Genomic DNA, 15,864 nt, shown 5'->3' on the forward strand with positions numbered 1-15,864 from the left:
GGGGTGATAATCATTGGATGGTTAGGCTTAGGTTCAGTATTTAAAAGAAATAAAGAATTAGAATTTATGGTTGATCTGGATTTGATTGCTGATACAGCAAACAGGGTTCATATGAAACGATTAGCACTTGATACATGCGTATCTTTTCTAGGAAGAACGATTAGTCAATCTGAATTCAGAGTAAGAAACGGTAAAGCATTTGAGAAGAATGAGCTGTATTATCGATTAAACGTTAGACCGAACAAAAACATGACGGCCAGCACTTTCTGGGAAAGATTTATTCGTAAACTTATTTATGATAATGAATGCTTAGTTATACAAGCAGATGATGGCGATTTACTTATTGCCGATGGATTTCAACATAATGAGTATGCTGTGTATGAAGATACTTTTACTGATGTAATAGTAAAAGACTACATGTTTAAGAGAAGTTTTAAGCAAAGTGAAGTTATTCATTTAAAGTATCGAAATGATAAATTGTCTCCGCTTATTGATGGATTATTTGCAGATTATGGGGACTTATTTAGTAGGATATTAAACTCTCAAAAACGTAAAAATCAAGTTCGTGGCACGGTCGATATGGATATGATTGGTGCCAAAACAGAAGAACAAATAACGAAGTTACAAGAGTTTATCGACAATATGTATAAGGCGATTGGTACGAAAGATATCGCTATTGTTCCACAACAAAAGGGTATTAATTATAACGAAATATATAATGGTGTTGCGAATGGGCCGAGTGTGGAAGAAATAAACAAAGTAACCAGTGGTTTTTTAAATCAAGTAGCAATGGCCATCGGTATTCCGACAGCTTTATTATATGGAGAAATGGCTGATGTAGAGAAGCAAACGAAAAATTATATGCTTTTCACAGTAAGACCGTTATTAAAAAAGCTATCTGATGAAGCAAATGTTAAATTCTTTGAAATGAATGAATATCTTTCAGGACAAAAGATTATAGTTAAGGCTGTTTCTTATCAGAGTATATTTGACCTTGCAACAAGTATTGATAAGCTTATTTCTTCAAGTGCATTTACAGGAAATGAGATTCGTTCAGAAGTAGATTATGAAGATTCTGATGATCCAAACTTAAATATCCATCATATTACAAAGAACTATAAGAAACTAAATGAATCTGAAGGAGGTGAGAAATGATGGAACATTTGAACATGAATAAACTTTTAAATTTAAAACGAGATATTCGTTTTGAGGCAAAAGGTGAAAATGAGTACAAATTAACCGTTTACGGGTCAATCGGTGGATGGTTTAGTGAAAATAACGCTGAAGCAGTAAGAAGAAAGATTCAAGATGTAAAAGCAGAAAAAATTCACGTTCATATTAATTCGGGTGGAGGTTCAGCGTTTGATGGTGTAGCAATTTGTAATCAGTTAAAGCAGCATGATGCCGAAGTTATAGTTCATATTGATGGTTGGGCAGCAAGTGCCGCATCTGTAATTGCAATGGCAGGTGATAAAATCATTATGCCTAGTAATACTATGATGATGATTCATCAAGCGAGTACCTTTGAATATGGAAATGCAGATCTATTTGAAAAAACAGCACGAGATCTACGGAAGATTGATTCAGCCTTAGCAGCATCTTATAAGAAACGGTTTGTTGGAACAGATGAAGAATTAAAACAACTTTTAAAAGATGAAACTTGGCTAACGGCAGAGGAAGCAGTTGCTCTTGGTTTAGCTGATGAAATTGCTGATGAAATTGAAATAGATGATACGCAGGAAGAGGAAGAAGAGGAAGTTGTAGAAAATTTTAAAGAAGATTTAGTAGCTAAGTATACGAAACAGCCAAATAATCAAAAACCAAAAGAGCTTATTCAAGAGCCTGTTAAAACAAAACAGAATCTGAGTACGCTCTTTTTAAATTTAGGAGGAAAATAAATTATGGTAATTAAATTTAATAACTTTGAAGATAAAAAACTAGCTTTTGCAAAAGCAACGCAGGAAGGAACGCCAGAAGAACAAACAGCGGCTTTAAATTCCATGATTGAAGCACTTGCTACAGATGTTCGTTCGGATATCTTGAATCAAGTCAATGAATCTATTGTAGACCGTTCTATTATGCAGTCTCGTGGTTCTAACGTATTAACGAGTGAGGAAATGAAATTCTTCAATGCAGTCGTTCAAGATGGTGGATTTAAAGATACTGAAACATTACCTAAGACAACGCAAGAACGAATTTTTGATGATTTAGTTCAAGGTCATCCGTTGTTAGAACATATCGGATTAGAAAACTTAGGTGCTGTGACAGAATTTATCTATGGAGATCCAGAAGGTGCAGCTGTATGGGGACCATTATTCGGTGATATTAAAGGACAACTAAATGCTACATTCCGAAAAGAGTCTATCTCCCAACTTAAATTAACGGCATTTATCCCATTGGCAAATGACATGCTTAAACTTGGTCCAGTGTGGGTGGAACGATATGTTCGTACAATGATTTCAGAAGCTATGTCTGTAGGTTTAGAACGTGGATTTGTAATTGGTACAGGTAAAGATGAGCCTATCGGATTGTTAAAAGATCCAAATGGAAGTGTTGTTGGAGGAGTATATCCAGATAAAAAAACAGCAGGGACTTTAACGTTTGAACCAGGTCGCAAAACAATCAATGAATTAAAAGGCGTTGTTAAATTACTGGCTAAAAAGCTAAATCCTGATGGGAAAACTGATGCAGACAGACCAAAAAATATTGCTGGGAAAGTTGTTATGGTAACAAATCCGTTTGATACTTTTGATATCCAAGCAAATGCAACAATTCAAAATGCGGCTGGAGTGTATGTGACAAGCTTACCGTTCAATCCAACTCCTACAGAATCAGTATTTGTACCTCAAGGTAAGGTCCTGTTTTTTGTTAAAGGAGAGTATATTGCAGCAATGGGTGGAACGGAGCCAATTAAAAAATATGAAGAAACATTAGCTTTAGAGGATGCAACGCTTTATATTGCTAAACAATATGCTACGGGTAAGCCGAAGGACAAATATACTTCACAAGTTTACACATTAAGCCTTGAGGAAACACCACCAGCAACTAAATAAGGAATGATGTAAATGGAAACAGTAATTTCAAATGAAATATTACAGCAATTCAAAGATAGGATGCGTTTAGGTGATGACGAAGATGACAACCTAAGACGCATCTTATTTGCATCAAATAAAGATTTAGTCAGAGTTTGTGGCGATTATGATCTTAATAATGACGAGGTGTTCAAGGAGTTAGTCTTTGAACGTTCTCGTTATGTTTATAACGATGCACTAGAATATTTTGATCAGAATTTTCTAAGTCAGATTAATAGTTTAAGCATCGGAAAAGCTTTAGAAGAAATTAAATTGGACGGTGATTAATATGCGTCCTTTTCAATATAAAAAACCTTTAAATACAGGTGATTTTAGGAATCGAATTATTATCGAACAACCTGTAGTAACAAAAGATGAATTAAACCAGGTAATCGAAACATCTTGGCCAGAATTAAAAAAGGCATGGGCGATGATAAAAACGGTGAAAGGTTCCGAGTATATTGAAGCTTCAGCTTCACAGGCTACACGGGTGTATCGTTTTGTGATTTCATATACTTCTGGTATTACGGAAGAAATGCGAATTAATATGAAAGGCCGTATCTTTGATATTATCGAACCGCCAATGAATGATGATGAAATGTATCAAACATTGACTATTATCGCAAAGGAGCATACTTAATATGAATGATTTTGCGAGTGATCTTGCTAGGGAGTTGCAAAGGTATGCAAAAGTTGTAGAAGAAGATTTGGAAAATGAAATCGATGAAGTAGCAGATATTGCTGTAGGTAAATTAAAGCAAAATAGTCCTAAAAAAACGGGCGGCTATCGTAAAGGCTGGCGCAAGAAAAAAGAAGGGAAGGGCGTTGTTCTTCATAATACAAAAGGACAACTAACACATCTTTTAGAAAATGGACATGCGAAAGCTGGTGGAGGCCGAGTACCGAAGAAAGTGCATATTCTTCCAGTTGAAGAGTATGTAATCGACGAATTGCCAAGACGAATTGAAAGGGCGGTTCAACGATGACATTAGGTGAATTAACAAAAATTCTTGAAGCTACAGGTTATCCTGTGGCTTATTCGCATTTCACAGCAACGCCGACTAATCCTGTTCCAGCTCCACCTTATATTTGTTTTCTTGTGGACGGTTCAGCCAATCTCATGGCTGATAATAAGGTCTATCACAAGATAAATGATTTAAATATAGAGCTTTATACAAATAGAAAAGATTCAGTTGCAGAAGCCAAGCTTGAACAGGTCCTGGACAATCATGAAATACCTTATGATTCGCCATTCGAAGGGATTATTGAAACAGAAAAAATATATCAAAAATTTTATGAAACGAGGTTGATGTAAATGAATGAAAATAAGGTAACATTCGGTTTGAAAAATGTACATTATGTACCATTAGATACTAAGGATTTTTTAGTTAAATTCGGGACACCAATTCCATTACCAGGTGGAGTTGAACTAACTTTTGAGCCACGCGGTGATTTAATTGAATTCTATGCAGATGACATGCTTTATTACGCGGCAAGTAACAATCAAGGCTATGATGGAACGTTATCCATTGCGACTATTCCAGAGCAATTTGCTATTGATGCACTTGGTGAGGAATTAGACGAAACGGATGGCGTGTTAAATGAATTGGCTGATGCAAAAGGAAAACCATTCGCTTTATTATTTGAGTTTGATGGTGATGTGAATGCAACCCGCCATGTTATGTATAACTGTTCAGCAAGTCGTCCGACAATCGCATCTAAAACAAAGACAAACTCAGCTGAACCGAATACAAATGAATTGAAATTTGTTTCTAGTCCAATTGTTTTAGCACCTGGTGGAAGACCAATGGTTAAAACGAAAACGACTGCTAAAACAACACCAGCAATTTATAAAGACTGGTACAAAAAAGTGTATGTAAAAACACCAGCAGCACCAAAAGGAGCGTAATTAGATGGAAAAAACAATTGTTGTAGATGGTAAAGACGTTCGTTTGAAAAGCACAGGAGGAACGCCAGTCCGATTTAAAGCACAATTCGGAAAAGATTATTTCGCACAGCTTCTTAAGTTAGCGCCACTTGGGAAAATCGATATGGAAAATTTAGATCCAAGTAAGTTAGATAGTGTAGATTTCGAGGTATTCTATAATCTAGTTTGGACAATGGCGAAAACAGCAGATAAAGACATACCGGAGCCTATGGTGTGGTTAGAGTCATTTGATGAGTTTCCAATCATTGAAATCTTAGAAGATATTCAAGATATGATAGCTTCCACAATTCAATCTAAAAAAAGTTGTAGATAGCAATAATAATAGTCAACAAGGAGCGGATCAGGGTGATGTATTCACAACTGAAACGTTCCTTGTTTTGTGTTATAGGTGCAAACTCACAAAAGCTGATTTAGAGGATATGACAATTGGTATGTGCCTTGATTATATTGATGAATATTTAGAAATGCAGAAGCCACCACAAGAAAAAACTCGTAAAGCAACTCAAAACGACTTTAACAAATTCTAAGAAAGAGAGGTGAGAAAATGGCAGGTAGAATTAAAGGGATTACGATTGAAATCGGTGGTAATACTGAACCGTTGCAAAATGCTTTAAAAGATGTCAATAAACGTAGTAATGATTTGACTCAAGAATTAAAAGATGTTGAGCGCCTTTTAAAATTTAATCCAGGCAATGTAGAAGCGTTAGCTCAAAAACAGCAACTACTTACACAAGCAATTGAAAATACAACACAAAAGCTAGACAAATTGAAAGCGGCAGAGCAGCAAGTTCAAGCTCAATTCCAAAACGGGAAAATTTCCGAAGAACAATACCGCGCTTTTAGACGTGAAATTGAATTTACAGAAGGATCGCTTAATGGTCTGAAAAATAAACTTGGAAACATGAAGGCTGAACAAGACAGTGTAGCAAGTTCAACAAGACAATTAGAAACATTATTTAGAGCTACAGGGAAAAGTGTTGATGATTTTGCAGGGGCGTTAGGAAATCGTCTTGTGAATGCAATTAAAAGTGGCACGGCTACAAGCAGACAGTTAGGTCAAGCGATTGGGCTTATTGGTCGTGAAGCTTTAGGGGCAGAAGCTGATATTGAGAAGTTACAACGTGCTCTTAGATCTGTAGACGACGGTAATTCAATACAACAAGTTCGAAATGATTTGAGAGACCTTTCACGAGAAGCTGAAAGAGCAGGTAAAAGTTTTAAAGAATTAGATATTGGTTTAGAAAATATGTTAGGTGGAGCGATGGCGGTTGGTGGTATTCAAGGGACAATTGAAAAAGCACTTGATACTTCTAAATTAAAAACCAAAATCGATGTAACGTTTGAAGTTCCGCCTTCTTCAAAGAAATCCGTTGAACAAGCTGTTCGAGGAATTGAAGCTTATGGCGTTGATGTGGAGGAAGCACTTGAAGGAACAAGAAGACAGTGGGCTTTAAATAAAAATGTGAGCGACGAAGCGAATACAGCTATTGTAAAAGGTGCATCAGCTATAGCAACTTCTTATGCCGGTATAGACTTTACCGAATTAATTCAAGAAACAAATGAAATTGGTAATGAATTAGGAATAACTAATGATAGTGCTTTAGCTTTAACAAACGCCTTATTAAAAATGGGATTCCCACCTGAGCAATTAGATATTATTGCTGAATACGGTGGACAACTAACAAGAGCTGGGTATACAGCAGAAGAAGTACAAGCTATTATGGCAGCCGGTGTTGAAACTGGTACTTGGAATATTGATAACCTGTTAGACGGTTTGAAAGAAGGGCGTATTCGAGTAGCTGAATTTGGTAATGAAGTTCCTAAAGCTCTCAAAGATTTACTTGAAGGAACAAAGATTTCTGCTGACCAAATGCAGAAATGGGGTAAAGCTGTAGCTGAAGGTGGTAAAGGCGGTTCACAAGCTATGGTGGAAATTGCACAAGCTTTAGATGGTGTAGACGATGCAACAAAGAAAAATCTAATTGGCGCTCAAATTTTCGGTACAATGTACGAAGATCAAGGGCAAAATATTATAAATACGTTATTAGGCGCAAAAGATAAAGTTGTTGATTTGAATGTGAGTCAAGAGCAATTAAACGAAATGATAAAGAAGATGGATGCAAGTCCGGCTGTAAAGTTCCAAAAAGCAATGGGCGATTTAAAAATGGCTCTCGAACCACTTTTAGGTGTAATAGCTAATATAATTGGTGCCTTTGCAAGTTGGGTTTCAGCGCATCCAGCATTAGCAGCCGCATTAACAACGATTGCTGTTGCTATTGGAATTCTAATCGGAGCTTGCATGGCGTTAGCCCCAGTATTTGTGACCTTATCCAGTATAGCTGGAATAGCAGGTGTAAGTATTGGGGCTGTCGCTGGTCCAGTAGCATTAGTGGTAGGAGGATTTATAGCCGCCACCGCCGCAATAGTCGGATTGGTAATTGGATTGAAAAAACTGTGGGAAAATAACGAGGGGTTTAAAAATAGTATTTCTGGCGTGATAAGTGGTATACAGAGCTTTATAGATATACTCGTTTCATTAGGTAAATACTTATTTTGGACGGCCGCAGATGGCGATCACTTAAATGATTGGATTACCCATTTACCAAAAGGATTCCAAGATGCAGCTGAAATAATAGGATTAGCAGTTAGTAAAATACGTGAAGCGTGTCTTCATCTTTTTGATGCCATAAAAGCTGTTTTTTCAGGAGATTTTAGCCGGTTAGGTGAAATCTTTAAGACGATTGGTCCTTCTATAGCAGGAGCAATTATTGGTGGTCTTCCTGGTGTTCTTGTCTCTGTATCTCGTTATTTACCAGCGATAGCAGAATATTTGAATGCAAACTCAGGGATTATCCTTGAAACCATTACAAGCATTTTTACTAATATAGCTAATTTTGTGACAACAGCCTTACCGCAATTTCTTGAGGTTGGATCACAAATGATTTCAAGTCTTGTGAACGGATTAGTCGTAGCGGCTCCAATCATCCTTGAAGCGATAGTAGGGATTATAAATACAATTTCACAAATGATTGTTACGTATCTTCCTATGATTGTTCAAACTGGAATACAAATTATTCAAACATTGATCTCTGGAATTGTACAAGTCTTACCTACACTTATAGAGACAGGGCTTCAATTGATTATGACTTTAATTAATGGAATTATGCAGATGATTCCGCAATTAATTCCAATAGCTGTAACGATTATTGAAACCATTATTAATGGGATTATGTCGTTTTTACCTCAGTTAATTGAAATAGGAATAAATTTATTAGTTTCGTTAATCACAGGTATTACACAAGCTTTACCTATGATCGCTTTAGCGATTATTACAGTCATTACAACTTTGATTGAAGCAATTACATCAAATCTACCAAAGATTATTGAAGCTGGTGTTAAAGTTTTAATTAGCTTAATAGATGGAATCATTAAAATGCTACCGCAATTAATAGATTTAGCAATAAATCTTATAACGAAAATAGCAGATACATTACTAGCGAACTTACCTAAAATAATTGAATCCGGTATAAAAATTCTAATGGCTATTATAGATGGGATTGTAAAAGTCTTACCACAACTTATTAATGCAGCCTTAGATTTAATTGTTAAAATAGCATCCACATTAATTGCGAATTTACCAAAGATACTTGAAGCGGGTATCAAAATTTTGCTTATGTTAATTGCAGGGATTGTCCAAGTCTTACCACAGTTAGTTGGGGCAGCACTTAATCTTATTATCACGTTAGCAGGGGAATTAATTAGAAACTTGCCAAAGATACTTGAAGCTGGTGTTCAATTAATTTGGGCATTAATAAAAGGTATTGTAAGTATGGTGGGACAGTTAGGTTCTACAATTGTGACTGATATTATACCGAAGATTGTTGATACTTTAAGAAAGATCGACTTATTTAAGATAGGTAAAGATATAATAAGTGGATTAATAGACGGTTTAGGAAGTATGGCTGGAAAAGTGTTAGATAAGGTGAAATCCATCGGTAGCAGTATTTTAGATGGTTTTACTGGATTCTTTGACATTCACAGTCCATCAAGATTAATGAGAGATCAAGTTGGTAAGCATATTGGAGCTGGTCTTGCGATTGGTATGGAAAACTCAATCGGTATAATAAACCGTGCATCTCAAGCAATGAGCGAAGCAGCAGTACCGACAGTTAATGTTGGCAATATAGGATTACAAGCTAACGGATTATATCAAGGTCAAGGGGTAAATGGTGAATTTGCGATCCCAGGTGGTGGATTAGCAATTGAAGTGCCTGTTAATTTAGATGGACGAGAAGTTGCACGAGGTACTTATCGATATACAACTGAATATCAAGATAGAGAAAACAAGAGAAACTCAGCCTTTTAGGTTTGGGTTTCTTTTATTTTATAAAGAAACGGGGTGTCAAAATGAGCTCTTTTACATTCAACAATCAACGAAAAGAATATATCCAAATAGAAAAAGGATGGAGTCCACCAACATGGGCACCTCTAAAACGTAATTTCTTAAAAACACCTGGATATCCAGGCGCAAGATTATTAGGAACGGATACAGATCCTCGTCCACTTCCTGTCCCTGTAGGAATTATCGTTCCAGATGGAACAGGTTTAGAAACGTTAAAAGAAGAAATAGCAGCATGGTTAATTACAGAAGAAGCAGTTGAGCTAGTATTTGATGCAACTCCTGATCGAACATATTTAGCTATAATTGATGAAGATTTTAACCCTGATAATTTCGTTACGTTAGGTAAAGGTACTTTGAAATTTATTTGTCCAATGCCTTATAAATTAGGGCCTACTCGAACAGTAGATTTTCAAACAGGTGCGCTAGGGTTAACAGCAAATGTTCAAAACAAAGGAACAGTTCATTCTAATCCTATTATTGAGATTGACATTAAAAAGCCAAACACTTTTTTAGATGTATGGTTCGGTGGGGTATCCTTAAGTGATCGAGATTATTTTCGTATCGGTATGCCACTAAAAACTGTGGAAAAGCCTGTAGAAAGGAATCAACGTATAGTATGGGATGAAATGGCTACTACGGTCGGATGGAGTAAAGTCAGTGCGATGGAAGATGGTGAGCCAGTCGGCGAAATGAAATCAGATAAATATCAATTTTATTGTTCTGATTTTGGTACCGGAACAGGTAAAGGATGGCATGGTGCAGCTGTTAAAAAGAGTATACCTGGTGGCCCAGTGCAAGATTTTATTATGCAAGCCTACGTTACTTGTAAGAGTAAGAAAATCAATGAAATGGGCCGAGTTGAGATAGCAATACTCGATGAAAATAGTAAGGTACTTTCAAAAATTGCTATGAACGATCTTTATTGGCAAGCCGAACAAAATTTTGGAACAATGGTTATTGGATACGATAACAAACCAGGGAAAACAGGGTTGATTTATGAGAGCGGTGATTATCCGAATACATGGAATCAATATTTTGGTCGATTGTGGATAGCTAGAACAGGAAATGTATGGGAAGCATATATTTCAAAATTTCTTCCTGGGACAGAAAAAGATGATTCAGAACGTTTTGCACGCTGGACAGATGAAAATAACTATCACATGGAAAAAGCAGCTCAAATACAGATTAGCATTATGCAATGGCAAGATGTACCACCAGTAGAAGCGATGTCAGTTAGTGATTTAAAGTTTTGGAAAGTAAATTTAAATACGAAAAACACACCGCCTTATATAGTAGATTTTGGCGATAAAGTTGTAATTGATACTGAAAATAGTCATGTAACGATTGAAGGTAAGGATGCAATTAATATTAAGGACTTTTTCAGTAATTTTCCTGTCATTAATAAAGGTATGAATACACTAGAAATCATGCCTTCTGATATCGGAACAGCAAAGGTTAAATATAGGGAGCGGTTTAGATGAGAACACCAGGTGGAATCTTACATATTATTGATTTTAAAACGAGTCAAACCGTTTCAGCTATACAACCAAAAGATTATTGGGATGATAAACGTCATTGGGAAATCAAGAATAATATTGATACTTTAGAGTTTAAAGTATTTGATAACACTAAATATGCCGCAACACTTATGCAACAAAACTTAGTATTAAAAGAAGTAAGGAATGGGCGTATTGTTCCGTATGTAATCACTGAAGTAGAGAAAGACCCTAACGATAGATCCGTAATTACTTACGCATCAGGTGCATGGATTAATCTTGCTAAAGATGATTATATTCGTCCACAGAAAATTGAAGGCAAGACAGTAAATGAATTTATGGATATTGCTCTTGTAGGTACAAAATGGAAGCGTGGTAAAACGGAGTACGCTGGATTTCATTCTATGACTATTGACGAATTTATAGATCCATTGAGTTTCTTAAAAAAGATTGCTTCCCTATTTGAACTAGAAATTATATACCGTGTTGAAGTGGCTGGTTCTCAAATTGCAGGTTGGTATGTAGACATGGTGAAAAAAAGAGGAAGAGAAACAGGAAAGGAAGTCACGTTAGGTAAAGATTTAGTTGGAATTAAACGTATTGAAAACTCACAAAACATTTGTACAGCTTTAATTGGCTTTATCAAAAAAGAAGGTGGAGAAGTTCTCACCATCGCAGATATAAACAAAGGTATGCCATATATTGTGGATAACGATGCTTTTCAACGTTGGAATGAAAAAGGTAAACATAAATTTGGATTTTACACACCAGAAACAGAACAAGATATAACACCAGAACGTTTATTGATTCTGATGAAAACAGAGTTAGCAAAACGTGTGAATACCTCTATTTCTTATGATGTTCAAGCACAAAGTATAGGGCGTGTATTTGGACTAGCTCACGAGTTAATCAATGAAGGAGATGCAATCCGAATTAAAGATATTGGATTCACACCTAAGCTTTATTTAGAAGCGAGAACAATTGCTGGTGATGAATCATATAAAAATCCATTGCAAGATAAATATGTGTTTGGTGATTATCGTGAAATTACTGATCCAAACGAAGAACTACGAAAGATATACAATCGTATTCTTAGTTCACTAGGAAGTAAACAAGAACTGATAGATCAGTTAGATAAATTAGTGAAAGATGCAAATGAAACAGCTAATAATGCTAAGAAAGACTCCGAAGCAGCGAAAACACTGGCTGAAAAGGTTCAAGAGAATCTTAAAAATAACACGGTAGAAATCATTGAAGCTAAGAATCCACCGACAACGGGGATGCAACCTTATAAAACGCTTTGGCGTGATATTAGTAATGGGAAGCCTGGTATTTTGAAAATATGGACAGGTACGGTTTGGGAATCGGTTGTTCCAGATGTGGAGAAAGTGAAGAAAGAAACCTTAGAGCAAGTAAATACACAAATTGAATCCACAAAAAAAGAGTTGAATACCAAAGTAGCTGATGTTCAGAAAGAAGCTCAAGCAATAGCAGGGCAAATTTCTGATGTAAAAAAAGAGGTTCAGGGAAAAGTAGACTCAAATTTTGTTAAGGAACAAATTAAAGATAAAGCCGATAAATCAGGTATTTTCACAAAAGATGAGATTAATAATGGATTTATAGGTAAACAAATTTATGAAACTGACAAACAAGGAAACGTTAAAAAGTTTCAAGAAATCAGTACATCTTTTGAGCAAACGAATGAAGCTATTAGATCTAAAGCAGAGAAACAAAGTGTTACTGATTTAGGAAATAATGTAACGCAAGTATCGAAAATTGCTAATGAAGCAAAGCAGACTGCTGAGGGTACAATACAAACGATTACGGAGCTTAAAGCAACAGTTGAAAATACGGAAATTGGTGTCCGAAATTTATTACTAGAAACAGCTATTAAATCACATTTAGTGAAGACTGGGGAAAACAAACCACATACCTATTTTGATGTAGCGAAGGATGCAGCTACTTTAATGCAGGGGAAGAATCTTGCTATGAGTTTCCTATTTACAGGTAAAGTTACTGCATGGGGGACAACAAATAAATGGGTTGGTTTTGAAGTGAAGATTACTTTCGCAGACAATACATCTCAGTATTCAGGTTGCCGCGCAGAGAATCGAATAACACTAGGTAAACAGTATAACCAGGAAAGATTCACAGCGAGTTCGGTAGTAATGGATAAGCCTATTAAAGAGATTTCAGTTTACGTTTTAGCGCGTGATTTCACTGGGGACACGTTAATTGAAAAACTTAAATTAGAAATTGGTACTGTACCAACTGCATGGACACCAGCACCAGAAGATCAAGTAACAGCGACTGATTTCACTAAGAAAACAGTAGAAATCGAAAATAACATTAACGGTATTAAAAACTCCGTTTCCGCTGTTCAAAACGAACAAGGGAAGCTTACAGAACGTGTTACTAAATCAGAGCAAACCGCAGAGGGATTTAAAACTTCTATTGAATCTTTAACGAAAAAAGATAGTGAAATTAGTAATAAATTAAATACAGTCGAATCCACTGTAGAAGGTACAAAAAAGACTATTTCTGATGTGCAGCAAACAACAAGTGAACTTAAGAAAACAACAACTGAAATTAAAGAAGAAGCTGGGAAGATTTCGACAAAGTTAGAACAGGTTGATGCTCGTACTGTAGGCGGTGAAAACTGGCTAATCAATACTGGACAAAATCAAAGACCACAAACAATTGGAATGTCTGGAGGTGCACAAGTTAACAAGGCTGGTCAAGCATTCTCTGAGGATTATATGATTGTAGAATGTACAGATCATACCGACTCTTTCTATCAATTTCATTTAGATAATACTAAGATGAGTGACTATGAAAAAGGGAAAGATATGACATTCAGTATCGATTTGCAAAACGACGTTCCGATTGATCTAATGGTATTCCAGTTTATTAATGGAGCGTGGGCAGAAAATTTGCAAAATAAATTCCTTGTCGCTAATTGGTCCAGAAGATCATTTACGTTTAAGCTTGATGTGCGAGCAACTGGCTGGGGATTGCGATTAAGGTTTGAAAGAAATGAAAACTCAAAGGGTAAGAAATTCCGTTTCAAGAAAGCTAAATTAGAAAAAGGATCTGTTCCAACAGACTTTAGTAAGTCAACATATGAACTGGAGCAAAGTGTAGATGGTGTTAAAACAACTGTAACAAACGTTCAAAACAGTCAAGTTGGATTCGAAAAGCGTATGACTACAGTAGAGCAAACAGCAAGCGGATTATCTTCCACAGTTAGTAATTTAAACAATGTAGTCGATTCTCAAGGGAAGAAGCTTACTGATGCCAATTCTAAACTCGAACAACAGGCAAAGGAAATCGGAGCTAAAGTAGCAATCAAGGAAGTAGAGGATTATGTTGCTGGTTTTAAGATTCCTGATTTGAAGAATACGGTTAATCAAAATAAAACCGACTTACTAAATGAATTAGCTAACAAACTAGCAACAGAACAATACAATCAAAAGATGACTCTCATTGATAATCGCTTTACTATCAATGAACAAGGTATTAATGCAGCAGCAAAGAAAACAGAGGTATATACGAAAGAACAAGCAAACGGACAATTTGCTACCTCAGGATATGTAAGAGATATGGAATCACGTCTTACGATAACTGAAAAAGGTGTTAGTATATCTGTAAAAGAAAACGAAGTCATCGCAGCGTTCAATATGAGTAAAGAAAATATTACGTTGAATGCAAACAAAATTAACCTGGTGGGATACGTTACAGCAGCACACATCAAAGGGCAAGTCTTAGAAGGTGTGGAGTTAAGAACAGTAGCAAATACTTCTAACGGAAGATACATTTCAATCACTCAATCTAACATTAAAATGTTCGACGATACCAACAACGGTCGTCTTTATTTAGGTTTTTATGGACGAGATGATAGCGGCTTACAACCTACATTCCTTTTAGGTAGAGATAGCGGTGCAGGATACAACCTAAGCGGAACAATGTCATTTACGCAAGTCGTTCCTAAGTCTGGTGGTTCTTACGATTACGGACAAGCTACAGGAAGAATCGGTATGATTGCCTGGTATAATGCAAGCACAAATACTTTTTCGCATAACAGTTATATCGATTTCATTAGAGATGGTGGACACGCTAAGTTTTATGCTGATGGACAACTTACATTACAATCTAAAAATGATGTTTATATAGGAACAGAAGGTCTTGCTGGAACTTATGGTGGTCGTGTGTATGTAAGTGCGGCTAGCTATGCATGGATAAAGGCGAACAAAGAAGTATATATAGAATCCGGTAATGGTAACTGGACTTTTTCAAGAACCAACAAACCTAGTGAACAAAATGCACCAGGAATAAAAGACGATGGAATGAACGCTGATTTTAGGCTTGCTTACGTTCTAATGAGGTCTTCTCACGTCTCTGGTTATCAAGGTAGCCTTCAAATTAAAAGCGTTAATGGTAATGAATTTAGGGATTTAGAAGCTCGTAATATTAAAGCGGTATCCGTACAGCAGACATCAACGAGAAAAATTAAAACAGCTATTAAGGATATTGAAATTAATTCCCTTGATAAGCTTATGGGACTTAAAGCGCAACAGTATTACTTTAAGTCTGATATGGATAGATTGTACGAAATGAGAGAGAACAGAAAAGAGGGAGATCCATTACCTACTGTTAAAGATATTCCTCTACAATACGGGTTTATAGCAGAGGATTCAGATGATGTATTTACTACAGCAGAAAAGGAAGCTATCAATCTATATCCTGTAGTTTCTCTTACAATCGATGCAACGCAAAAAATATATATTGAACTTAAAGATGAGAACAAGCAATTAAAAGAAGAAATTAAAGAGGTTAAAGAAGAAACGAACCGTAGAATTGAAGTGTTAGAACAATTATTAGTTCAAAATTTAATCAATATGAAACCGGAGCAGTCATAGGCTGGTCTTTTTATTTTGTATAAAATAC

12 protein-coding genes are annotated in these 15,864 nt (G+C 36.0%); all 12 read left to right on the forward strand.

Annotated features, from left to right (window positions below):
• Positions 1 to 3: 3 nt before the first annotated feature.
• The 12 genes from ACFVQC_RS05765 (at position 4) to ACFVQC_RS05820 (ending at position 15,836) form a co-directional block, all read left to right on the forward strand.
• Positions 4 to 1,155: a phage portal protein gene (locus ACFVQC_RS05765; RefSeq protein WP_269481492.1), complete on the forward strand. Its 1,152-nt coding sequence runs from the start codon at positions 4 to 6 to the stop codon at positions 1,153 to 1,155.
• A complete protein-coding gene (locus tag ACFVQC_RS05770) occupies positions 1,155 to 1,898 on the forward strand; it encodes a head maturation protease, ClpP-related (RefSeq protein ID WP_269481491.1) in 744 nt (247 codons plus the stop codon). The genes ACFVQC_RS05765 and ACFVQC_RS05770 overlap by 1 nt, the downstream gene beginning before the upstream one ends.
• A gap of 3 nt (positions 1,899 to 1,901) precedes the next feature.
• Positions 1,902 to 3,053 (forward strand): phage major capsid protein, encoded by a 1,152-nt coding sequence (locus ACFVQC_RS05775; RefSeq protein ID WP_377897617.1) that lies wholly within the window; start codon positions 1,902 to 1,904, stop codon positions 3,051 to 3,053.
• 12 nt (positions 3,054 to 3,065) lie between these two features.
• Entirely contained in the window at positions 3,066 to 3,359 is a 294-nt protein-coding gene (locus tag ACFVQC_RS05780) for a hypothetical protein (protein WP_377897620.1), read from the forward strand.
• Between the two features lies 1 nt (position 3,360).
• Positions 3,361 to 3,711 carry a phage head closure protein gene (locus ACFVQC_RS05785; RefSeq protein WP_377897622.1) on the forward strand — a complete coding sequence of 117 codons (351 nt, stop codon included), beginning with the start codon at positions 3,361 to 3,363 and terminating at the stop codon, positions 3,709 to 3,711.
• A gap of 1 nt (position 3,712) precedes the next feature.
• Positions 3,713 to 4,057, forward strand: coding sequence for an HK97 gp10 family phage protein (locus tag ACFVQC_RS05790; RefSeq protein ID WP_002138037.1), 345 nt, complete (start codon positions 3,713 to 3,715; stop codon positions 4,055 to 4,057).
• Positions 4,054 to 4,386 (forward strand): hypothetical protein, encoded by a 333-nt coding sequence (locus ACFVQC_RS05795; RefSeq protein ID WP_377897625.1) that lies wholly within the window; start codon positions 4,054 to 4,056, stop codon positions 4,384 to 4,386. The genes ACFVQC_RS05790 and ACFVQC_RS05795 overlap by 4 nt, the downstream gene beginning before the upstream one ends.
• Positions 4,387 to 4,980, forward strand: a complete 594-nt coding sequence (locus ACFVQC_RS05800; protein ID WP_377897627.1) for a major tail protein — start codon at positions 4,387 to 4,389, stop codon at positions 4,978 to 4,980.
• Positions 4,981 to 4,984: 4 nt separating this feature from the next.
• Positions 4,985 to 5,332, forward strand: a complete 348-nt coding sequence (locus ACFVQC_RS05805; RefSeq protein ID WP_377897629.1) for a hypothetical protein — start codon at positions 4,985 to 4,987, stop codon at positions 5,330 to 5,332.
• 231 nt (positions 5,333 to 5,563) lie between these two features.
• Positions 5,564 to 9,385: a hypothetical protein gene (locus tag ACFVQC_RS05810; protein ID WP_377897630.1), complete on the forward strand. Its 3,822-nt coding sequence runs from the start codon at positions 5,564 to 5,566 to the stop codon at positions 9,383 to 9,385.
• Positions 9,386 to 9,426: 41 nt separating this feature from the next.
• Positions 9,427 to 10,902, forward strand: a complete 1,476-nt coding sequence (locus ACFVQC_RS05815; protein WP_377897632.1) for a distal tail protein Dit — start codon at positions 9,427 to 9,429, stop codon at positions 10,900 to 10,902.
• On the forward strand, positions 10,899 to 15,836 hold the full coding sequence (locus tag ACFVQC_RS05820; protein ID WP_377897635.1) for a phage tail spike protein: 4,938 nt from the start codon (positions 10,899 to 10,901) through the stop codon (positions 15,834 to 15,836). Before ACFVQC_RS05815 ends, ACFVQC_RS05820 begins: the two co-directional genes overlap by 4 nt.
• Positions 15,837 to 15,864: the final 28 nt, after the last annotated feature.

The sequence above is a fragment of the Bacillus sp. NPDC057893 genome (genome assembly GCF_042796455.1).
Classification (GTDB): domain Bacteria; phylum Bacillota; class Bacilli; order Bacillales; family Bacillaceae_G; genus Bacillus_A.

Bases quoted from the DNA above. Each gene is read 5' to 3' on its own strand.
- ACFVQC_RS05820 (WP_377897635.1), top strand. From the start codon at position 10,899: ATGAGAACACCAGGTGGAATCTTACATATTATTGATTTTAAAACGAGT.
- ACFVQC_RS05810 (WP_377897630.1), top strand. From the start codon at position 5,564: ATGGCAGGTAGAATTAAAGGGATTACGATTGAAATCGGTGGTAATACT.
- ACFVQC_RS05800 (WP_377897627.1), top strand. From the start codon at position 4,387: ATGAATGAAAATAAGGTAACATTCGGTTTGAAAAATGTACATTATGTA.
- ACFVQC_RS05815 (WP_377897632.1), top strand. From the start codon at position 9,427: ATGAGCTCTTTTACATTCAACAATCAACGAAAAGAATATATCCAAATA.
- ACFVQC_RS05785 (WP_377897622.1), top strand. From the start codon at position 3,361: ATGCGTCCTTTTCAATATAAAAAACCTTTAAATACAGGTGATTTTAGG.
- ACFVQC_RS05780 (WP_377897620.1), top strand. From the start codon at position 3,066: ATGGAAACAGTAATTTCAAATGAAATATTACAGCAATTCAAAGATAGG.
- ACFVQC_RS05805 (WP_377897629.1), top strand. From the start codon at position 4,985: ATGGAAAAAACAATTGTTGTAGATGGTAAAGACGTTCGTTTGAAAAGC.
- ACFVQC_RS05795 (WP_377897625.1), top strand. From the start codon at position 4,054: ATGACATTAGGTGAATTAACAAAAATTCTTGAAGCTACAGGTTATCCT.
- ACFVQC_RS05775 (WP_377897617.1), top strand. From the start codon at position 1,902: ATGGTAATTAAATTTAATAACTTTGAAGATAAAAAACTAGCTTTTGCA.
- ACFVQC_RS05790 (WP_002138037.1), top strand. From the start codon at position 3,713: ATGAATGATTTTGCGAGTGATCTTGCTAGGGAGTTGCAAAGGTATGCA.
- ACFVQC_RS05770 (WP_269481491.1), top strand. From the start codon at position 1,155: ATGGAACATTTGAACATGAATAAACTTTTAAATTTAAAACGAGATATT.